The organism is Terriglobales bacterium (genome assembly GCA_035651655.1).
Classification (GTDB): Bacteria; Acidobacteriota; Terriglobia; order Terriglobales; family Acidobacteriaceae; genus DASRFG01.
Genome location: DASRFG010000020.1, coordinates 35916 through 56826 on the forward strand (window position 1 = coordinate 35916; position 20911 = coordinate 56826).

A 20911-nucleotide genomic window follows, 5' to 3' on the forward strand; every position below is an offset into this window, starting at 1 on the left:
CATTCATGACCGCAGGATAATTTACGTCCACTCGGACCTTTTTACAAAGAGACCAGGTGTAACACTAGTCGCAGACCGCGCTAGATTGTCGAATTACAGGGCCGCCCGCAAGGCTTCACACCACAGTCGAGAAATGAAAGCCACATAGAGAATTATTGCTGCTCTTGGTCCATTAGCTGGCGGATAGCCTTTCGTCCAGCGTCATTCATCGAAGTGAATCGAACGCCAACGCGTCCACGCTCATCCACTCGCACCACGACGGCGCTTGTCTGAATAGTGATTCCTGTTGTGGGTAGTTCAATTGATAGGTGGATCTCATCAAGAGCGCGGAGATTCGGGCCTTCGAATAGAATTCCCCCCTGACTGATATTCCAGCTCGTTCCCTTGGTGCTTTGGCCCTTAAAGTCGCAGGTTACAGTTGCCTTCAAAGGGATACGTACGAACTTTCGCCGATTATCTACCATCGTTCCGCGAGCAGTCCTGAAGAGCCGCAGCAGCTTCTGCCGGTCGATCGGCTTCTGAATATAGAAAGTCGCTCCCGCGGTAAAGGCATCTTGCATTGTTTTCTTCTCGTCCCTGCCGGTGACAACGATGATGGGTGTAGAGTTGTTCGAGGGTGATTCGCGGATGCGGGACATCAGCCCAAAACCATCGAGCTTCGGCATCTTCAAGTCCAGGAATATTCCGTCGAAGCGCTCTTTCAGAATTATCGATGCAGCAGCTAGGCTGTCGTTCACAGGCCGAACCTCGGCTTCGACCGAAGCAAGAACTTCAGTCATAAGTTCCAGGCTGGGAGCATCATCCTCGACGACAAGTATCTTTAAGGGCATAATTGCAGATTGTTACGAGATATGCTGTTTTACCTGCTGGAGCAGCGCCGCCGCGTTTACCGGCTTCGATAGATAACTATCGAACCCCGCCGCAAGTATTCGCTCTTTGTCATCTTTCATGGCGTAGGCGGTTACCGCCAGAACCGGCAGCCGGCAGAACTTGGGGTTTGCCCTGATCTCCTGTATGGCGCCATAACCATCCAACTTGGGCATATTAATGTCCATAAGCACCAAGTCCGGCTCAGTCTCTTCAATTTTGGCCAGAGCTTCCTGTCCGTTCTCGGCTTCCACCACCTGATACTGACCTGTCTCTAATATCTCGCGCAGCAGTTCGCGGTTTACCAAGTTGTCCTCAGCAACCAGAATTGTTTTCATGAGTTGCTTCCCGCCGTTGCGACCTTTGCCTTGTGAATGGCTTTTTCGACTGCCCCGATGAGCTCACGCTGCCAGGGACCATCTTTTTGAAAAAATGCCTGTGTTTCACGGCTGAGAAGTGCAATTTCTTCTCGCGTCAATGATTTGGCCGTGAGGACGAAGATAGGTATTTCTTTCAAATTGGGCTGCCCCTTAACTTGCCTCAGAAGTTCGAACCCATCCATCTCCGGCATAAGCAGGTCGAGCAGAATTGCGCTCACGGATGTAGAGGACAGGACGTTCAGTGCAGCCGCGCCACTCTGAGCGGTTCGAGTCTTGTAGCCGGCACATTGCAGTGCAGTCTCCAATAGATCGAGAGCTCTGGGGTCATCATCTACGATGAGGACGGGGGTGTCCGCCTTCTGCATCGGGCGAATGTGTTGCTGTAATGTACGCAGAAGATGAGATCTGTCTACGGGCTTTACAAGGTAATCGGCGGCCCCCACGGCAAAGCCCATTTTCCTCTGGTCGAAGATGGAAACAACGATGATAGGAATGCTGGCAGTACGCGGAGTGTGTTTTAGCTGTAGCAACGCTTCGAATCCATTTGCGTTGGGCATAGATATGTCCAACGTAATGGCATCGGGCAACAATTCTTGCGACTTGGTGATAGCTTCGGCAGCGGAGGTGGCCATCGCAATGCGATACCCCTCCGGCTCCAAATAGCTCGCCAGAAGCTCCCGCGCCGAGATTTCGTCATCCACGATCAAAATCAGGGGCTTCCGGTCGTCTGAGACGGCCGGCCTTGATGTGGCGGTAGCCACCGGAGGTGGGGTTACGGCATCGCTCGTGGCCACAGGCAGAGTGAAACTGAATCGGCTGCCCTTTCCCGGCTCACTCTCCAGCCAAATCTGGCCACCCTGTTGTTCCACCAGCCGTTTGGTTATGGTTAAACCCAAGCCTGTGCCTTCGTGAGCTCCAGTACCGCCAACCTGTCGGAACTCTTGAAAAATAACTTCCTGGTCCTCGGGACGAATACCGATTCCCGTGTCGGTAACCGAAACACAGATACTGTCAACCTGATCGGCCGTATCTATGCTGATCCTGCCGCCCTTGGCAGTGAATTTGACCGCATTACTGAGAAGGTTGTACAGAATCTGCTTAAAGCGAATTCGATCAGCGTAGACGAGGCGCTCGGTTTTGATCTGATGTGAGACTTCAATATTCTTGGCCATTGCGAGAGGACGAATCGTGGAGAGAACCTCTGGCAGTGCATTCTCAATGTCAAACTTCTCGCAGCGAATTTCCAGCAGTCCAGCCTCAATCTTTGAAAGATCCAGGATGTCGTTGATGAGCTGCAGAAGATGGTCCGCCCCCTGCTTAATGTGACCCACGAAGCGCTTCTGTTTCTCGTTGAGCTGGCCCGCAGTTTCTTCAGATAACAGCCCCGAGAAGCCTACGATTGCATTTAAGGGGGTACGCAGCTCATGGCTCATGCTGGCGAGGAACTTACTCTTCAGCTTGGTGGCGTGCTCGACCTCGCTGTTACGGGCTGCCAAATCGAGATTTTGTTGCTCGATTCTGTGTTCTGCCGCCTTGCGTTCAGTCATGTCTCGTGCAACTGCAAAAATACTTCCATGCTGCGGCACGGAAACAGCGTTCCAGGACAGCCATTTATACGAGCCATCCTTGCACCGATAGCGATTTTCAAATGTAAAGGTAAGTTCGTGGTTCCGGAGCCGCTGCGTTTCAGCGGCCGTCGCCTGCAGGTCGTCAGGATGGACAAATTCTGCATAGGGCCGCGCCATCAGTTCCTGAGTGGTAAAGCCCAGCACGCCTTGCCAAGCGGGGTTGAGGCGTTTGAAATACCCATCCAAGCCAGCAATGCAGAACAAATCAAGTGACAGGCTGAGGAACCTGTTTCCGGTTTCCAACTGTGCGTAGAGCGAGCCCATGAAGGCGGCCACTCCTAGTCCGACGAAAACAAGGACCATCCCAAGGAGCCAAACTCGATGGCCAACGGCCCCAATGCCTAATTGCAACGACTTTGTTGGCTGCTCCACCAAAATCCCCCAGCCATATTCAGGAACCGGGGCATACTGGGTGAAGTAGCTATCATTCTCCCGAAAGAATGTCCCACTGCCAGCGTGACCCGCGTGCACTCGCTTTACTGGTTCATACCCGCTCAGATCAGCTGGCGCCGAGTACGCATCCATTCTCGGGTGTGCGGCGAGATGGTGATTCTGGTCAATGAGCGAGATCGTCCACGCGCCTTCAAGCTTGGTCTCAACCAATCGTTTGCTGATAACGTCTACCGCGTAAGGGGCCATCAGGATGCCAATAGGCTCGCCTTGGTCATCCTTTACCGGCACTGCAATGGCGACCACGATTTGATGCCCTGAGACCGCCGTTTGATAGACCTCTGAAATATAAGGCTTCCACTGTCGGCTTACGCCCTTGTACCAATCCCGAAAAGCAAAATTTTGATTGATCACAGCGGTATCGGGCGGGTAAATACCACGCATTGTGCCGTCGAGGTCATACACGCTTACAAACAGGAAATCAGGGCGCAAAGCTTTAGCTTGAGCCAGGTGTGCTGTGAGGTCGCTTAAATTGCGCTCCGCCCAGGCGTGACGGAATAATCGGCGTATCGCAAAAGCCTCAAGAAATGCCGTGCTCTGCCGGAAATGTTCTTCGACGAGGGTAGCCGACAATCGTGCTATCTGCCTGCTCTCAACGGCTGCCTGAGTTTCAGCTTGCTGTCTTAAAACCCGAGTGACAGAAAATGCGAAAAATGCGATCGGGAGCACCATCAGAAACAAGAACAAGATGTAAAGCCGCACCCGGCCCCTGGAGATCCACTTCTCTAAACAGGTCGCCAATGTCTTTGAGAATTTCATGCCAGAAACTGCGGTTATGTTCCCGCCCCAGCTGACCGGGCACGGGTGGTAAGAGGGTTGGTAACCATGGCCTTAAATTCGCGAAAAATGTCCGCGTCCCACCAGCCTTTTGCTACTTCTTCAGCCATGACCGCGAGAGCTTCGGAAACCAGAAGTGCCCGTTTGTAGGGTCTAATTGTGGTAAGCGCATCGTAAACGTCCGTGATCTGCAATATCCGCGCGGTCAGCGGTATTTTGTCGCCTTTTAACCCGTCGGGATAACCTGATCCGTCGAACTTTTCGTGGTGGTGGCGAATAATCGGAAGGACCAGCCGGAAAGACTTCAACGGGGCGCATATCTGCTCGCCCACGACGGGATGCTCACGCATTATTTTCCATTCCTCGTCGGTGAGGCGGCCGGGCTTGAGCAAGATGGCGTCTGGTACGGCTACTTTACCGACGTCGTGGACGATGCCGGCCCTATGCAGGGCGGTTATCTGCTCACGTGGTAGGCCGAGGTGCCTGCCTAAACAGGTCACATAGTCGGATAACCGCTCGCAGTGGCCGTGTGTGCACGGGTCCTTGCCTTCGATGCTGCGGGCAAGAGCGAATAGCACCGATTCTGCTCTCTCCAGTTCGTCGGTGTGAGCTTTGAGTCGTAACAGCGATCGCACACGGGCAAGGAGTTCAGCCTGGTCCACCGGGCGTGTAAGGAAGTCATCGGCTCCGGCTTTGATGCCGTTGACCCTGTCTTCCTTCGCCGACAGCCCTGTCACAAGAATTACCGGGGTTAAACAGGTGTCCGGATTCTGTTTGATCTGCTCACATACCTGAAATCCGTTCAAGCCCGGCATCATTACATCGAGCACCATCAGATCCGGCCGCGCGCGCTTGAACTCCTGTAACGCGGTGGCGCCATCCGGAACCGTCGATACCTTATAGCCCGCTGACGTAAGGAGTTCGTCAAACAATATACGATTTAATTCGTCGTCATCGGCGACAAGAATGGTGCCGTGTGTACCATCTCTTTCCGAAGCAGAAAGGACAGGCATTCCCCGATTTTCACAGAGTTTGGTTTTGGCGGTTAGTTACCGTAGTCATCCGTTTTGAGCCATTTAGTCCAGCGTACTCTAAGACTCCTGTGACGGCGCTCGGAGTTACCCGGGGGGGGAACTACACTGCAGGCCGGAGTCCCCCCTTATTCCTGACCTTCAACAGCACTGACTGCGCCACGCCGCCTTCTCTTCCGATGTTGAAACAAGCGATCCAGCACGATCAATCCTCCCACCCAGACCGCCGCCGCGGCGTAGCCCGCGATTACATCTGTAGGCCAATGCACACCCAGGTAAATGCGGGAGATCCTATGCCCGGTGCAGCACCATTCACGGAGCCTTCATCGCCTTTTCCAATTGCTTAATCAGATATTCCCCTACACTGTTGAAGCCGGTGAGCAGACCACCCCACTGATGGGACTCACTCCAAAGATTGTCTCCGGTTTCAGGGTCGATCACAGTGAGATATGCGTAACGCACCGGTGCCGCTTTGTGGTACTTAGGAATCGGATCTGTAGCCAGGCTCCCGTTCTTTCGGATAGTTCCAGTCTGCCCTCCTGCGGTAATAATGTAGCCACCTTTGTAAGGGTCCGCCGAGAGTAAAAGTATTAGGTCGGCCTTATCTTTATCTTGAGTGATTCTGAGTCGGCCCCACTTCCTCAGCTGATCCGAAGCTTTCTTTCCAACAAGGGCTACGCCGGACCGATCGTCAAAGTACACCCACTTGGCAGAAAGAATTTTAGGGGATAACTTGAAATGTTGCGCGGAGCCTGGAATCACTAAACTCGTGAGGATTACAACCGCGAGGAGGTGGGCAGAGATCTGCATCTTAGGCGTCCTTGCAATCAGGCTCAGACTACACTTCCTGCCAATCACAATTCAAAGATCGGCACACGGCGCTGCGGCGTAAGCAGCCTCGCAGCGGCCAGAGTCACGTGTGCAAGGTGGCATAAACAGGCCCCCGGGCTTCTCCGCGTTACTGCGGAGGGTAAAATGTCCACCGTTGAAAGACCCACCAATATCCAGCTTTGAGGGAAATCCACCAAAGCACCCCAAACAGGAGCAACAAGGGCCATTTGGGTGTCGGCGCAACCAGCGGAACTGTCCTATCAAACGAACCAACGATCAGGACAGCAAGGATGGATAGTCCCAGCGAGAGTAGAGACGAAATCACCACCATCTTGATGAGATCTGTCCAGATGGTCACTCCACACCTCTGGGGAAGGTGGCGATTCTACCGCATTCCCGATCATCATTGGGAACAGCCTTCTCACCTTATTTCTGACCTTCAACAGCACTGACTGCGCCACGCCGCCTTCTCTTCCGATGTTGAAACAGGCGATCCAGCACGATCAATCCTCCCACCCAGACCGCCGCCGCGGCGTAGCCGGCGATTACATCTGTAGGCCAATGCACACCCAGGTAAATGCGGGAGAATCCTATGCCCGTCACCAGCAATGCGGCCGCAGCCCAGATGACCACCCGCAACCACCGCTTCTGAATGCGGGTCGTGAGCAGGCCTGCCAGCACTCCATAAAAGCAGAAGGAAGCCAGCGCGTGCCCGCTGGGGAAGCTGTACGTGCGTGGGTCTGGCCCAAAGAATGCCAGCGGTCGCGCTCTCTGGAACAGTAGTTTCAATGTGGATTCGAGTATCGCGCCTCCTGCCGTGGCGATGGCTAGCCATATCGCGGCCCTTCGCCAACCAATAAGCAGAAAAACCACAACCAGCGCCACCAGCAAACTGGAGAGAAAGACAAATGATCCCACCACACTGAGTGCCCGCATTGCTTGTGTCAGGGTTGGCGACGCCCACTGATGGACTGCAAGTCGAACCTGCAAATCGAACTTACTGGTGCTCCCTTCGAAAACCTCCTCCGCCAACCAGGAAAACAGAAGCAGGCAAGCTGTTGCCACCGCAAGGCTAGCGAGCACCAGCGCGCCAAAGGTGCGAGGCGAAGCAGTTGGATTGGCAGCGGACATACAAGGACTGTATCCCAAAATATCCAAGCCATTTGCACCCCGCACAAAGAGAAGGCTCAACAGAGCAGGGGCAACCCGCAGCCTGCGGCAATTCCCTCCAGGCAGTAAACTGATCACAATGGACTTGGTTTACGGCATCAATGCGGTCGCCGAGGCTTTGAAGGCGCGTGGCCGGAGTTTCGAGTACGTGGGCGTGGCTCGCGAGCGCCATGACGGCCGAGTGCAGCGCGTGATTGACGAGTGCCGTCGGCTCGGCGTTGCGGTGCGCTTTATGCCCCGGCAGGACCTCGATCGGCTGGCCGGCGGCTCTGCCCACCAGGGCGTCGTAGCAGTCACTTCCGAAAAGAAGTACACCGACATGGACGATATCCTGGCCACCAAACGTGGGGAGCACGGGCTTATCGTTGTGCTCGACGGCGTGGAGGACCCGCACAATCTGGGCGCTATCATACGCACCGCCGAAGCTGCCGGTGCGGATGGCATCGTTGTCCCTGAGCGGCGTGCCGCCGGCGTGACCCCGGTTGTAGTCAAGGCCTCGGCGGGCGCGGTTGAGAACCTGCCCATCGCGAAGGTTACCAATATCGCCCGAACGCTTGAGCAACTGAAATCTCGGAATTTCTGGATCGTCGGCCTGGACGAACGCGGCTCTCAAAGCTACGACGCTGTGGATTACAGGATGGATACCGCACTCGTGCTCGGCGCTGAAGGAAAAGGGATTCACGAATTGGTGCGCAAGAAGTGCGATTTTCTGGTCTCAATTCCAATGCTGGGCAAGGTGCCGTCTCTGAATGTGTCCGTGGCCGCGGGAGTGGTGCTCTACGAGATCGCCCGCCAGCGCCGCCGCGCCGATCGACCCAAAGCCGCGCCGGCCGACCAGGCCGAGCCCCGGCGAGCGCGCAGATGAGTTTGCGGTATTTTCTATCTGCACGGTTTCTGCTGACCCTGGCGCTGCTCAGTTGCGCGGCACATGCCTGGGCAGTAGATCGCAACGCATTCACCTTTACTGAATACGACCTTGCCGCGCAAATCACTCCCGCACAGCAGTCCTTAGCTGTTACGGGAAAGGTCAAGCTGCGGAACGACTCTTCCAGTGCGCAACGTATTGCCGCGCTGCAAATCTCTTCTACCCTCTACTGGCGCTCAATAAAAGTGGCTGGCAAGCCGGTGCAGTTCCTCAGCCAGCTCTACGCCTCTGACGTTGACCACACCGGCGATGTCTCCGAGGCGATCGTCACCCTGCCAGCGGCGATTCCATCCAAAAGTGCGGTTGAACTTGAGGTGGCGTACGGCGGAACGGTCCCCGCAAACAGCGTCCGCCTCACCCGCATGGGCACTCCGGCGGAGGTTGCAGCGCATAGCGACTGGGACCAGATCAGCAGCGCATTTACCGCAGTGCGCGGCGTGGGATACGTTGCCTGGTACCCGGTTGCCATCCAGGCTGCCAGCTTGTCCGAAGGCGACGAACTTTTCAGCGCGCTGGGCGAGTGGAAGCAACGCCAGTCGCAATCCACCATGAAGGTGAATTTCTGCTGGACGGCAGAAGCGCCGTTGACCGTGGTGGCAAATGGGCAACTCGAGGGCATCGGCCGCCGCGCAGGCGCCGCCGAGGGAACTGTTGCTGGATGCGCACCTTATCGCTTTCCTCAAATCGGTCTACTCGTACCTACCTTCGCCATTGCCAGCTACTCCACCCTTGACCGGCCGGCAGCCACCGCCTACTACCTGCCCGAGCACAAGCTGGCCGCCGAAGACTATGTGAATACCACCGAGCAGCTAGCCCCTTTCGTCACCCAGTGGTTCGGGCCCACCCGCGAAAAAGTAAAAATCGTCGAGCTCGCGGACACTAACGCTTTGCCGTACGAAAGCGGCCCGATGTTGTTTACGCCTTTAAAGGCGGTGCTGAATGACTCGCAGCAACGAAGGCCGTTGGAACTGACGCTTGTACATCAATTGGCTCACGCCAGCATTCTGTCCATGCGGCCCTGGATTTACGAAGGCCTGGCCCATTTTGCCCAAGCCCTGGAACGGGAGCAACAAGATGGTCGCCAGGCTGCCCTCGATTATATGAAGCAGCACCTGCCCGCGCTGCGCGAGGCGGAGAAAGTTCAAAGCGAGAAACCTGTGACCCAGTCTCCTCCCAACGCAGACTCAGTGGAAGCGGCCGAGCCGGCAAGCCAGTCTCTTATCGCTGCTACTGGGGAAGTTTTCTACCGCAGCAAGGCCATGTACGTGTGGTGGATGTTACGAGATATGGTTGGTGATACAGCGTTGCAGCGCGCCTTGCAATCGTATCGTGCCGAAGATGATAAGGAGCCCTCCTACATGCAGCGCCTCATCGAAGCTCAGACCACGCGTTCCAAAGAAGCGCAAGCGAAGCACAGCCTGGAATGGTTTTTTGACGATTGGGTGTACCGCGACCGCGGACTACCTGACCTGCAGGTGCAGTCGGCCTATCCGCGGCAGATGCTACGCGCAGGCTATCTGGTGACGGTCACCGTGAAGAACACTGGCCATGCTGGTGCGGAGGCGCCAGTAATCGTACGCCTACCGGATGGACGAGAGGCGCAGCAAAGGGTATTGGTACCTGCCGACGGTACCGGCGCAATCAGAGTAGAAGTGCCCGCGGCTCCTTCGCAAGCAGCCGTAAACGACGGCAGCATTCCAGAAGTAGAAGATAACAACAACGCTTTCAGGATTGAAAGTCCCCAATGATCCTGCCCTCCCGGCGCTACAATCAATCTCCTTTAGGAAAGGACATTGCGTGAGCTACATCCAATTCCTGGGTGCGGCTGGAGTGGTTACCGGCTCCAAGCACCTCATCAACACCGCCAATGGAAATCCCGGCATGCAGGTGCTGGTGGATTGCGGATTATTTCAAGGTCTTAAAGAGTGGCGCTTGCGCAACTGGCAAGACCTGCCCATTCCACCGCGCAACATAGATGCGGTGATCCTCACCCACGCCCACTTGGATCATTCAGGCTGGATTCCTCGGCTGGTGAAGGCAGGTTTTCGCGGGCCGATTTATGCTACCCAGGCCACCATAGATTTCTGTGGCATCCTGCTGCCGGATTCCGGCCACCTGCAGGAAGAAGACGCCGCCTTTCACAACAAGCACAAGACCTCGAAACATCACCCCGCTCTACCTTTGTATACGTTTGCTGAGGCCCAGCAATCGCTGCAATATTTTCGTCCGGTGAAGTATGAAGAGGTCGTGCAGGTCAGTCCAGAAATGTCGTTCCGCTTCGTTCGGGCGGCACACATGCTGGGTTCTTCCATGGCGGAGATTACTCTGAACTCAAACGGCAGCAGCCGGCGCCTGCTCTTCACCGGCGATATCGGGCGCGTGCGCGATTCGACGGTTGCGCCAGGAGAGGTGGTTTATTCGGGTCCCGCCAAGGGAGAAGCCACGGATGTGCTGGTAATGGAATCCACCTACGGCAACCGCCTGCACCCCACTAACGATCCCCGCCCCGAACTGGCAAAGCTGATCCGCGAGACGGTTGCGCGCGGCGGCAGCGTTGTGGTGCCCGCATTTGCCGTTGAGCGCACCCAGAAGTTCTTGTTCATCCTGAAAGAGCTGATGGATTCCGGTCAAATACCGCATGTGCCGGTGCACACTGATAGTCCCATGGCAATTCAGGCCATCAACATCTTCCTGAAGCACGCGGAGGAATTTACACCGGCGACCAAAGAACTCATCGCCCGCAGCGGATCGCCTTTGAGCTGGCCGGATTTTCACTTTGACACCACGCCGGAGCAGTCCAAAAAAATTAATGACTCCCGCTACCCCACCATCATCGTTTCTTCCAGCGGCATGGTGACCGGCGGTCGGGTGCAACATCATTTAATGCTGCGCCTGCCCGATCCCCGCAATCTGGTGCTGTTCATCGGTTTTCAAGCCCAAGGGACGCGGGGCGCGACCATCAAGAGCGGAGCTAAGGAAGTGAAAATCTTCGGGCAAGTTGTTCCCATTCGCGCCCAAGTCGTGGCCCTGGAGCAGTTCAGCGACCATGCTGATACTCCCGAGCTGTTGCAGTGGCTGCGAACTTTTCCGCAACCGCCGCAGGCGACTTACCTTGTTCATGGCGATCCCGACTCAGCCGCCGCTCTGCGCCAGACCATGGTTCAATCGCTGCACTGGAACGTCGAGGTGGCCAAATGGATGGAACAGGTGCCGATCAAGTAACGTTTTTCGATCCGCAATTGCCGATCGCGCAGGAGGCCCACATGACTGAACAAGAACTCAAACAACTCCTCGATTCCGCCGAGAAAAGCCCCGAGCAGATCGCGCGCTCTGTGGCTGGCCTTCCAGCAAAAGTCATGCAGTACAAGCCGGCCCCCGATAAGTGGTCCATTCAGGAAATACTGGCGCACTTGGCGGACATGGAAATCCTCTACGCCTACCGCTTGCGCCAGATGCTGGCCGACAAAGAGCCGACCATCGCGCCCATAGATCAGAATGACTGGGCCAAAAATCTCGGTTACACAGAGACTTCACCGCCGGAACTGGTGGCGCAGTACGCGCTCATGCGGCGTTCGACCTTGCGCTTGTTACGCCGCCTCCACGCCGCAGACTTGGATAAAGGCGCCTATCATCCGGAACACAAAAGAAAAGTCACCGTGGCAGAACTGGTGCAGATGATGGCCGGACACGGCCCCAATCACCTGGCGCAGATCGAACGCCTGAAGCAGCAAGCCGCCTAACTCACGTAGGGGGAGCCGCCCTCGGCTGCCCGGGCGAGCGTAGCTCGCCAGTCCGCCTGTGCCCACGCAAGTCTAAGTAGCGGTGTTCGTGAATTGCACCAGCGCTGCTAACTTCTCCCGCGCTGCTCCCGAATCCACCGACTTTGCCGCCATCGGCACCGCATCGCGGATATGGTCGGCGCGTGCCGCGGCTACCAGCGCCCCCGCCGCGTTCAATAAGACCACATCCCGCCGCGGTGACTGTTCGCCATCCAGAATACCTCGAATAATGTCGGCATTTCCCGCTGCGTCCCCGCCCCCGAGGGTTTCAATGGGGGCACGCGTAAATCCAAACTCCTCCGGTGTGACCTCGTAACTCCGTACTGTGCCATTTCGCACCTCGGCCACCCGCGTCGGCCCAGTGATGGTGATTTCGTCCAATCCGTCCTCGCCGTGCACCACCAGCGCGCGCTGCAGCCCCAACATGCTGAGCGCCTCGGCGAGTTTTTCGACCAGGTCCGCCGAATACACTCCCACTACTTGTGCCGACGCACGCGCGGGATTGGTAAGTGGCCCCAACAGATTGAATACGGTTCGTAAGCGCAGCTCCCGACGCGCCGTCTGCACGAATTTCATGGCCGAGTGCATCGCCGGCGCAAACAAAAATGCGATCCCCACCTGCTCCAGGCACGCTGCAATTTGCGCGGGCTGCAAGGAGATGTTCACCCCCAGCGCCTCCATCACGTCCGCCGAGCCGCATTTGGAGCTAATACTGCGGTTGCCGTGCTTGGCCACGCGCACTCCGGCGCCCGCCACCACCAGCGCGGTGGCAGTCGAAATATTGAACGTCCCGCTGGCATCGCCGCCGGTGCCGCAAGTGTCAACCAATGCGTCGCGCCCCGTGCCGCTGACGTCCAGCGCGGAATCTCGTGCCGTTCGCAACGGCGTGGCCGCCGCCCGGATGGCCTCTGCAAAACCGACTATCTCCTCCACCGTCTCGCCCTTCATGTGCAGCGCCACCAACAGGGCGGCAATCTGTGCGTCGCTGCACTTCCCGGTGAGGATCTCCGTCATTACGGCGCGGGCCTGTTCGCGAGTGAGCGACTCGTGGTGGTCCGCAATGCTGTGCAGGGCTTCCGTGATCATGGGCACGCTACAGAATGCCACATTCCCGGTGCAGGTCACTATGAATATGGCAGAGCCTTTCGTCACCTCAGGCAACCGGTGCCGGTTTGCCGAACCTGCGAACGTTTATTAAAATCAAAGATTCCTGCCCGCCGTCCGTAACTGCAGGGAAGCCTCTCAGAACCAAATGAAAATCCACGAATATCAGGCCAAGGAGATACTCGCAAAATACGGTGTCGCGGTGCCCCGCGGCAAAGTGGTCACCAGTCGCGAGGAGGCTCAAGCCGCCGCCCATGAGCTTTTCGGATCCGGCGCTTCCGGCGTGGTAGTGAAGGCCCAAATTCACGCCGGCGGGCGCGGCAAGGGCGGCGGGGTAAAAATTGCCAAATCGGCCGCGGAAGCGGCTGATATCGCCTCTCGCATGCTGGGCATGAAGCTCGTCACCCACCAGACCGGACCGGAGGGCAGAGAAGTTCGTCGCGTATTGATCGAGGAGACACTGCCCATCGCTAAAGAGCTTTACCTGGGGATCGTTCTTGATCGCGTCTCCGCACGGCCGGTGTTCATGGCCTCGGCTGCAGGCGGTATGGAGATCGAACAAGTCGCGGCGGAAAATCCCGACGCCATCCTGAAAGAGGTAATTGATCCCGGCCTCGGGTTGCTGCCGTATCAGGCGCGCAAGCTGGCTTTCGCTCTCGGGCTCAACGCCAAGCAAGTGCCGCAAGCCGCGCAATTCATGACCGCCCTCTACCGCGCCTTTGAGGATACGGATGCCTCACTTCTGGAGATCAATCCTTTTATCACCACCCAAGACGGCCGCCTTTTCGCGTTGGACGCGAAAATGAATTTCGACGATAACGCGCTCTTCCGCCACAAAGAGATCAAAGATTTACGCGACACCAACGAAGAAGACCCGCTCGAGGTCGAAGCCTCGAAGTACGGGCTGAACTACATCAAGCTCGAAGGCAACGTGGGCTGCATGGTGAACGGCGCCGGGCTTGCGATGGCCACCATGGACATCATCAAATACGCCGGCGGGATGCCCGCGAACTTTCTCGATGTTGGTGGCGGCGCCAGCGCCGAACAGGTGACGCACGCTTTCGAAATCCTGTTGAAAGATCCGCACGTCCGCGCCGTGTTGATCAACATTTTTGGCGGCATCCTGCGCGTAGATACGCTTGCCAACGGTTTAGTGCAGGCGGCGCGCAGCACTAATATTCAGCTTCCGATTGTTTTGCGTCTGGAAGGGACCAACGTTGAGCAGGGACGTGAGATTCTGCAACAATCGGGAATAAATTTCATTGTCGCGGAAAACATGAAAGAGGCGGCAGAAAAAGTTGTTGCCGCAGCCGGCAAGTAGCACCGCCGTCTCGGCGGCGGAAGAAAAATGAGCATCCTGGTCAACAAATCGACGCGCGTCATCGTGCAAGGCCTTACCGGCAAAGAAGGGACCTTCCACGCCAAAGCCTGCGCCGAATATGGCACCAAGATTGTCGGGGGAGTCACGCCCGGCAAAGGTGGCACCACCCACGAAGGCTGGCCGGTGTTCAACACGGTCCAGCAAGCCGTGGACGCGACCGGCGCCGATGCTTCGGTCATCTTCGTCCCGCCGCCGTTCGCCGCTGACGCGATCATGGAAGCGGCCGACGCCGAAATCGAGTTGATCGTTTGCATCACCGAAGGGGTTCCCACACTCGACATGGTGCGCGCCTGGGAGTTCCTGCAAGACCGACGCTCGCGGCTCATCGGACCGAATTGCCCGGGAATCATTTCGCCCGGAAAATGCAAAATCGGCATCATGCCGGGCCGGATTCATCGCGAGGGCAATGTGGGCATCGTCTCGCGTTCAGGCACGCTGACCTACGAAGCGGTGTACCAGCTGACGCAGCGTGGCGTCGGACAGTCCACCGCCATCGGCATCGGTGGAGATCCCATAATCGGCACGAATTTTGTTGATGCCCTGGAATTGTTTGAGCGCGATCCGCAGACCGAAGTCATCGTCCTCATCGGCGAAATTGGCGGCAACGCCGAAGAAACTGCTGCTGAGTATGTCCGTCAGCACATGCGTAAACCGGTGGTGGCTTTCATCGCCGGCCAGACTGCGCCTCCAGGAAGACGCATGGGGCACGCCGGCGCCATCATCTCCGGCGGCCACGGCACGGCGGCCGAAAAAATCAAGTCGCTTCAGGCGGCTGGTATTCGTGTCGCGAATTCGCCGGCCGCGATCGGCGACACCGTTGTAGCTGCCCTGGGCGCCGTTGTGGGCAAAGCTTAGGAAGTGGCAACTGGAAACTGGCAACTGAGAACTGAAAGCGAATGAAGACCATCCAACGTACCCTAGCCATCATTAAGCCGGACGCCGTGGCCAAACGGGCCATCGGCGACATCGTTCACCTCATTGAAAGCCGCGGCTTCCGCATCATCGGCCTGAAGATGCTTCAGATCAATAAAGAGCAGGCTGAAGGTTTTTACGCGGTGCACGCCGGAAAACCATTTTTTGAGTCGCTGACCACCTTTATGTCAGAGGGCCCCATTGTGGTGATGGCGCTGGAGCGCGAAGACGCCGTTGCCGAGTGGCGTGAGATGATGGGCGCCACCAATCCGGCAAACGCCAAAGAAGGCACCGTTCGCAAAAAGTGGGCCGCCAGCATTGAACGCAACGCCGTCCACGGCTCCGACGCCGAGGAGACCGCCCGCTTCGAGCTGAGCTACTTTTTTGCGGGATACGAACTGGCGCGGTGAGCCAGTGATCAGCGCTCAGCCTCTTCCACCGGCCGAAACAGCTCGCGGCTCACATTTTCCATCAGCGGCCCCAGGCCGTTGGTGACGTATTCCTTAAAATACGGCGCTGCCCGATGGGCATCGAGCGCTGCGCGATCGTCGTATTGCTCATAAAAGGCGAACCGGAGTGGATTGTCCGTACCCTGATGGCCCACATACATGCGGCAGCCCGGCTCACGCCGCGTGTGCTCCTCCATCTTGCGCATCAATTCCCGGGCCTTCTCTTCTTGGCCAGCCTTTACCGTAAATGTAACAATTAGGGCAACCATCTACGCTCTCGCCTGGACGCGCTTCTTGCGTTCGCTCGCGCCCGATACTTCCTTCAAACACCCCACGAACTCATCCACGAAGATCGTCTGGTTCCGGTCCGGCCCGGTGGAGATCATTCCAATCCGTGCGCCTGTTTCCTTTTCCAGAAATCTCAGATAATCGCGGGCTTTGGCCGGCAGCTTCTCAAATGTCGAGATTCCTTCCGTGGACTTGCGCCAGCCCGGCAAGGTTTCGTAAACACCTTGGATCTTGTCGTAGCCACTGGCGTGAGCGGGAGCTTCTGAAGTCTTCTTGCCGTTGATCTTATAACCCACGCACACTGGAATTTCCTCTAGCTCATCGAGAACATCCAGCTTGGTCACCACCAGCCAGGAGATGCCGTTGATCATCACCGCATAACGCAGCAGAGGCAGGTCAATCCAGCCGCAGCGCCGCGGACGTCCGGTGACCGCTCCATACTCTTTGCCACGAAGGCGTAGCTGATCGGCAATTGGATCGTTGATCTCGGTCGGGAACGGTCCCTCTCCCACTCGCGTGCAGTATGCCTTGCTGACGCCGATGACGGTATCGATCGCAGTGGGCGCCACACCCGTGCCGATCACAGCTCCGCCAGAAGTCGCGCTCGATGATGTCACAAAGGGATACGTGCCATGGTCAATGTCGAGCATTGTGCCCTGCGCACCTTCAAACATCACCGACTCACCGCTGGCCAGTGCTTTGTTGAGTAGCGCCGCCGTGTCGCAAACGAAAGGCGCAATCTTCTCGGCGGCAGCTGCGTATTCTTCGTACATTTTGTCGGGATCGAGCGGCTCGGAGTTGAACAGTGCGTGCGCAATCATGTTCTTCTCGCGGCAGGCATTTTCGATGTGGGTGCGCAACAGTTTAAGATCGAGCAGGTCGGCCACGCGCAGCCCGCGGCGGCCCATTTTGTCTTCATACGCCGGACCAATGCCGCGCGAGGTGGTCCCAATCTTCACCCGGCCGGGAGCATTCTCTGCGGCCAGCTCGATCATGCGGTGGTAGGGCAGGATCACGTGGGCGCGATTGCTGATAAATAAGTTCCCGTCCACCTTGACCCCCGCCTCCCGCAGAGACGCGACTTCCTTCAAGAAGGCCATGGGATCCAGGACCACGCCGTTGCCAATGACGCCGCGGCAGCCGGGCCGCAGCACGCCGCAGGGAACCAGCTGCAGCACAAATTTTTCCCCGTTGATAATGACGGTGTGCCCGGCATTGTGTCCGCCGGCATAACGCGCCACAAGGGAGAAATTCTCCGAGAGGACGTCTACAATCTTGCCCTTACCCTCATCTCCCCACTGTGCGCCGACAATAACCGCTGTTCTGCCTCTATTCAAGCACGGCCTCTTTGGTGTGGCGGCTGGCCCGCCGGGTCCGCACACACTCCTTGGCCCTCTGTTAAGAGCGCATTTCAAAAATTCAGGGATTCAACTACAGGGTGTGTACGAACAATGATACCGTGTTGACCCGCTCACCCGCAATCAGGTAGTAAGCCGTTTTAGGTTACTTTGCGTGATTCAGCCATGGCAGCAGGCTTTCAACGAGCAGGCCAAACAAGGCATAGGTAGCTGCATTGGCCACCAAGGCCCAGTAGAGACTAATCGGGATATGTAAGCCAGCTATCGAGACAGGACAGGTAAAACGGACCAGGTCCCACACCAGCGGAGCGGAAGTTATAGTCATTGGCGCCGTTGCGGCAGCATACAGTGCCCAGACGCACGCAACCAGAAAACCCACACCCGCCCACATCGCAATTCGATATTTCATGGCACGGCTCCTGCGATTATTCCTATCATAGTCCCAGAAAGTCCTCTTGCTTCGGCCAGCCTTGCCCACCTGGAGTTCGCAGGCCGCCCAAGCCTGTCACGACGGGAGCTGAATGGATAAACTGATCAAATGCCAGAGCTTCCCGAGGTCGAGACCATTGCCCGCGGGCTCGCCCAGCAAGTCACGGGTGAATCAATCGAATCCGTCTGGCTGGGCTCCAAACCTGAACCGTTGAAATCGCCCGCTCGCGAGATTGCTCGCACCCTCGAGCACGCCCGCATAGCCGACATACGACGAGTGGGTAAGCACATCGTGGTTGACCTGGAGAACAGCGGTTCATCGCGGAAGCGCTCGTCTGCTCAAAAGTCTCAGTGGATCGTCCACCTTGGCATGACCGGTAGCCTGGTGGTTTGCCCGCCGGATGCCGAAGTGGAAAAGCATACTCATGCCATCGTGCGGCTGGGCTCCGGCCGGGAGCTGCGCTTTGTTGACCCGCGTCGCTTCGGGCGACTGAGCATAGTGCGCAGCAGCAACGGCTTCGCCGCCAGCGGACTCGAGCCCCTCGACGTCGGCTTTGAACTCTTCGTGGGCCTCTTTCGCAAACGTAAGACGCCAATCAAGAGCGCGCTATTGAACCAGAAATTGCTGAGCGGAGTGGGTAACATTTACGCCGATGAATCCCTTTTTCGCGCCGGTATTCGGCCGCGCCGCCGCGCCGCCACCCTGACCCGCGACGAACTTCGGAGACTCTATGAATCCGTCCAGCAGGTGCTGAATGAAGCAATTCTGGCCGGCGGCTCCTCCATCAACGATTACGTTGACGCCCGCGGTGAACCGGGAATGTTTCAGATGCAGCATCGAGTTTACGGACGTGAAGGCGAACCCTGTCTCACTTGCCGCACTCCGGTCAAGCGCATCGTCATTGCCGGCCGAAGCAGCCACTATTGTCCCCAGTGCCAGAGGTAGTGCATGGTCCGGCGTGCAACAGCTACAATAGTGAGTTACACACCCGCATCTGAAAACACCAGGAGAGCGCAATGCAGAGAAAGGCAAGCGCGGTATGGAAGGGCGGCCTGAAAGATGGCAAGGGGACAGTCTCCACCACAAGCGGCGTACTGAAAGATACGCCTTACTCGTTCAGCACGCGTTTTGAAAACTCGCCCGGCACAAATCCGGAGGAATTGATTGCCGCCGCTCATGCGGGATGCTTCTCTATGGCGCTTTCCGCGCAACTCGGCCAGGCAGGCCTGACGCCAGAGAGCATTGACACCACTGCCACCCTCACCATGGACAAACTTGAGACCGGCTGGGCCATTACCACCATCCAACTGGACGTTCGCGCGCGCGTGCCCAAAGCCGATGCGGCTGCATTTCAGAAAGCTGCGGATGCCGCAAAAAGCGGTTGTCCGGTCTCCAAGGTGTTGAACGCGAAGATCACGATGAACGCCAAGCTGGAATAGAAATCCATGGCAGAGAAGGTCAAAAAAACCGAACAAGAATGGCGCGCGCAACTGACCCCCGAGGAATACTACGTCACCCGGCAAAAGGGAACCGAACCTCCTTTCAGTGGTCGCTACTGCAACAGCAAAGAGCCAGGAACATACACCTGCGTTTGTTGCGGACAACCGCTTTTCAAGTCCAACGCCAAATACGAATCCGGCACGGGCTGGCCGAGTTTCTGGCAACCGGTAGGTCAGGAAAGTGTCGCCACGGAAACTGACCGCACCCACGGCATGGAACGCACTGAAGCACTCTGCTCGGCCTGTGGCGCGCATTTGGGACACGTTTTCAAAGATGGACCGCCGCCCACCGGCCTCCGTTATTGCATGAACTCGGCCGCCCTTAAGCTGGTTCGAGACGATGATTAGTTCCTTTTGAATCGCGCTAAAGCTTAGAATGTTGCAGGTCAGTGTGAATCATGGTGCCCGAACTTTGACGCCGCATGCGGAAAGGGTTACACCTGAATTGTCCCCTGTCGAAATGAGCCCGGTGGTTGAGAGCGCGCCCGCCGCTCAGCGCAAGGGAATCGGCGCTACCCTCGGGAGCTTCGTTCTGTGGAGTTATGACCGCGGCAGCATTCAGTACGACATCATGGTTACACTGATACTTCTGTTCATCTTTGTAACTCCTTTCTTCGTCAACTTTAATGACAAACCCACAGAACGTACTCCGCATCCAACCGGAGTAGTCATCCTTCCCGACGGGCAGAGCGGTTTTATATACCAGATTCAGGCCAGTGCCGTTTCTGGTAAGGATGATCTGACGATCAGAGGCCAACTGTTGCGCGTCATCGAACCGATTGCCGGAGAAGTGACAATTACCAGGTACGAACCAGTGCGGAGTGCCGCGGGACGCATCACAGCCTATAACGTGTGGGTAATAAGATAACGTCCAACATGATCCGGAAGATCACAATTGCGCTTGCGTCTCTGGTTCTTGTGGCGGGCGCCTGCCTCCTCGGACACTCGCAAACCGCGCCCGACAGCAAGCAGCTGGAGGCGGTTTTGAACCGTATGGATCAGACCGCTGCCAAGTTCCGCTCCTCGCAAGCGGACTTTGTGTGGGACCAGTATGAAAAGGTCGTAGACGACCATGACAATCAAAAGGGCACCATTTACTTTCGCCAGCAGTCCAAGGGCATCGAGATGGCCGCCAACATCACTGAACCGGCAAAGAAATACGTACTCTTCACCGGCAGCAAGGCCCAGGTCTACGAGCCCAAGATTGATCGGGTTACGGTGTACAACACCGGCAAGAATAAGTCCGATTTCGAGAGCCTGGTGGTGCTCGGCTTCGGGGGCCGTGGTCACGACCTGCTGAAATCGTTCAAAGTGAACTATCTCGGCGCTGAAGACGCACAAGGCGTGAAAGCTGACAAGCTCGATCTGGTGCCAAAATCTGAAAAGTTGCGCAACAACCTGGCAGATCACATCGTCTTATGGATTGACCCGGCGCGCGGCATCTCAGTTCAACAGCAGTTTTTTGAGATTTCGGGAAATTACCGGCTGGCGAAGTATTCAAATATCCAGATGAATCCACGCATTCCCGATGACGTTTTTAAGCTGAAAACAACCGCCAACACCACCGTAGTTTCGCCTCAGGGGTGATTGGTTCCGCCATGAATTGCTGTAATGCCAAGCACTTAGGAGGTACTCGGAAGTATCACCAACCT

Annotated in this window: 22 protein-coding genes; 12 read left to right on the forward strand and 10 right to left on the reverse strand. The window is 56.9% G+C overall.

The features are described 5' to 3' along the window. Positions 1 to 152: 152 nt before the first annotated feature. From VFA76_08280 to VFA76_08305, 6 genes are all read right to left on the reverse strand, one after another. Entirely contained in the window at positions 153 to 830 is a 678-nt protein-coding gene (locus tag VFA76_08280) for a response regulator (GenBank protein HZR31835.1), read from the reverse strand. Positions 831 to 842: 12 nt separating this feature from the next. Beyond that, on the reverse strand, positions 843 to 1205 hold the full coding sequence (locus VFA76_08285; protein ID HZR31836.1) for a response regulator: 363 nt from the start codon (positions 1203 to 1205) through the stop codon (positions 843 to 845). Beyond that, complete coding sequence (locus VFA76_08290) at positions 1202 to 4084, reverse strand: response regulator (GenBank protein HZR31837.1); 2883 nt, start codon at positions 4082 to 4084, stop codon at positions 1202 to 1204. Before VFA76_08290 ends, VFA76_08285 begins: the two co-directional genes overlap by 4 nt. 14 nt (positions 4085 to 4098) lie before the next feature. Continuing rightward, entirely contained in the window at positions 4099 to 5115 is a 1017-nt protein-coding gene (locus VFA76_08295; GenBank protein ID HZR31838.1) for an HD domain-containing phosphohydrolase, read from the reverse strand. A 330-nt stretch (positions 5116 to 5445) separates the two neighbouring features. After that, positions 5446 to 5943 (reverse strand): hypothetical protein, encoded by a 498-nt coding sequence (locus VFA76_08300; protein ID HZR31839.1) that lies wholly within the window; start codon positions 5941 to 5943, stop codon positions 5446 to 5448. A 447-nt stretch (positions 5944 to 6390) separates the two neighbouring features. Then, positions 6391 to 7095 carry a phosphatase PAP2 family protein gene (locus VFA76_08305; GenBank protein ID HZR31840.1) on the reverse strand — a complete coding sequence of 235 codons (705 nt, stop codon included), beginning with the start codon at positions 7093 to 7095 and terminating at the stop codon, positions 6391 to 6393. A gap of 118 nt (positions 7096 to 7213) precedes the next feature. On the opposite strand from VFA76_08305, the gene rlmB reads away from it, so the two are divergent. The 4 genes from rlmB to VFA76_08325 are packed head-to-tail and all read left to right on the forward strand — an operon-like array spanning position 7214 to position 11799. Then, complete coding sequence (rlmB, locus tag VFA76_08310; GenBank protein HZR31841.1) at positions 7214 to 7999, forward strand: 23S rRNA (guanosine(2251)-2'-O)-methyltransferase RlmB; 786 nt, start codon at positions 7214 to 7216, stop codon at positions 7997 to 7999. Next, positions 7996 to 9807, forward strand: a complete 1812-nt coding sequence (locus VFA76_08315; protein HZR31842.1) for a hypothetical protein — start codon at positions 7996 to 7998, stop codon at positions 9805 to 9807. Before rlmB ends, VFA76_08315 begins: the two co-directional genes overlap by 4 nt. Positions 9808 to 9856: 49 nt before the next feature. Beyond that, positions 9857 to 11281, forward strand: coding sequence for an MBL fold metallo-hydrolase (locus VFA76_08320; protein ID HZR31843.1), 1425 nt, complete (start codon positions 9857 to 9859; stop codon positions 11279 to 11281). Between the two features lie 41 nt (positions 11282 to 11322). Next, the gene (locus VFA76_08325; protein ID HZR31844.1) at positions 11323 to 11799 is read left to right on the forward strand and encodes a DinB family protein; all 477 of its coding nucleotides are present in this window, start codon (positions 11323 to 11325) and stop codon (positions 11797 to 11799) included. A 72-nt stretch (positions 11800 to 11871) separates the two neighbouring features. Here VFA76_08325 and trpD read toward each other — a convergent pair whose 3' ends face one another. Then, positions 11872 to 12990 (reverse strand): anthranilate phosphoribosyltransferase, encoded by a 1119-nt coding sequence (gene trpD / locus VFA76_08330; GenBank protein HZR31845.1) that lies wholly within the window; start codon positions 12988 to 12990, stop codon positions 11872 to 11874. A 100-nt stretch (positions 12991 to 13090) separates the two neighbouring features. Between trpD and sucC the strand changes: the two genes are divergently transcribed. Genes sucC through ndk form a run of 3 tightly spaced genes read left to right on the forward strand, consistent with a single transcriptional unit; the run spans position 13091 to position 15645 of the window. Next, the gene (sucC, locus tag VFA76_08335; GenBank protein HZR31846.1) at positions 13091 to 14263 is read left to right on the forward strand and encodes an ADP-forming succinate--CoA ligase subunit beta; all 1173 of its coding nucleotides are present in this window, start codon (positions 13091 to 13093) and stop codon (positions 14261 to 14263) included. A 27-nt stretch (positions 14264 to 14290) separates the two neighbouring features. Continuing rightward, positions 14291 to 15178, forward strand: coding sequence for a succinate--CoA ligase subunit alpha (sucD, locus tag VFA76_08340; protein HZR31847.1), 888 nt, complete (start codon positions 14291 to 14293; stop codon positions 15176 to 15178). Positions 15179 to 15219: 41 nt separating this feature from the next. Beyond that, entirely contained in the window at positions 15220 to 15645 is a 426-nt protein-coding gene (gene ndk / locus VFA76_08345; GenBank protein ID HZR31848.1) for a nucleoside-diphosphate kinase, read from the forward strand. An 8-nt stretch (positions 15646 to 15653) separates the two neighbouring features. Here ndk and VFA76_08350 read toward each other — a convergent pair whose 3' ends face one another. The 3 genes from VFA76_08350 to VFA76_08360 all read right to left on the reverse strand — a co-directional run bounded on the left by VFA76_08350 (position 15654) and on the right by VFA76_08360 (position 17739). Then, a complete protein-coding gene (locus VFA76_08350; protein ID HZR31849.1) occupies positions 15654 to 15953 on the reverse strand; it encodes a putative quinol monooxygenase in 300 nt (99 codons plus the stop codon). Then, the gene (locus VFA76_08355) at positions 15954 to 17309 is read right to left on the reverse strand and encodes an adenylosuccinate synthase (protein ID HZR31850.1); all 1356 of its coding nucleotides are present in this window, start codon (positions 17307 to 17309) and stop codon (positions 15954 to 15956) included. It lies immediately after the preceding gene. Between the two features lie 166 nt (positions 17310 to 17475). After that, on the reverse strand, positions 17476 to 17739 hold the full coding sequence (locus tag VFA76_08360) for a hypothetical protein (GenBank protein HZR31851.1): 264 nt from the start codon (positions 17737 to 17739) through the stop codon (positions 17476 to 17478). A 129-nt stretch (positions 17740 to 17868) separates the two neighbouring features. Here VFA76_08360 and mutM point away from each other — a divergent pair, with 129 nt between their 5' ends. From mutM to VFA76_08385, 5 genes are all read left to right on the forward strand, one after another. Further along, a complete protein-coding gene (gene mutM / locus VFA76_08365) occupies positions 17869 to 18705 on the forward strand; it encodes a bifunctional DNA-formamidopyrimidine glycosylase/DNA-(apurinic or apyrimidinic site) lyase (protein ID HZR31852.1) in 837 nt (278 codons plus the stop codon). A gap of 71 nt (positions 18706 to 18776) precedes the next feature. Next, the gene (locus tag VFA76_08370; GenBank protein ID HZR31853.1) at positions 18777 to 19199 is read left to right on the forward strand and encodes an OsmC family protein; all 423 of its coding nucleotides are present in this window, start codon (positions 18777 to 18779) and stop codon (positions 19197 to 19199) included. A gap of 6 nt (positions 19200 to 19205) precedes the next feature. Beyond that, complete coding sequence (gene msrB / locus VFA76_08375) at positions 19206 to 19607, forward strand: peptide-methionine (R)-S-oxide reductase MsrB (protein HZR31854.1); 402 nt, start codon at positions 19206 to 19208, stop codon at positions 19605 to 19607. Positions 19608 to 19650: 43 nt separating this feature from the next. Further along, positions 19651 to 20127, forward strand: a complete 477-nt coding sequence (locus VFA76_08380; protein HZR31855.1) for a hypothetical protein — start codon at positions 19651 to 19653, stop codon at positions 20125 to 20127. Positions 20128 to 20135: 8 nt separating this feature from the next. Beyond that, entirely contained in the window at positions 20136 to 20846 is a 711-nt protein-coding gene (locus VFA76_08385; GenBank protein ID HZR31856.1) for an outer-membrane lipoprotein carrier protein LolA, read from the forward strand. Positions 20847 to 20911 lie beyond the last annotated feature (65 nt).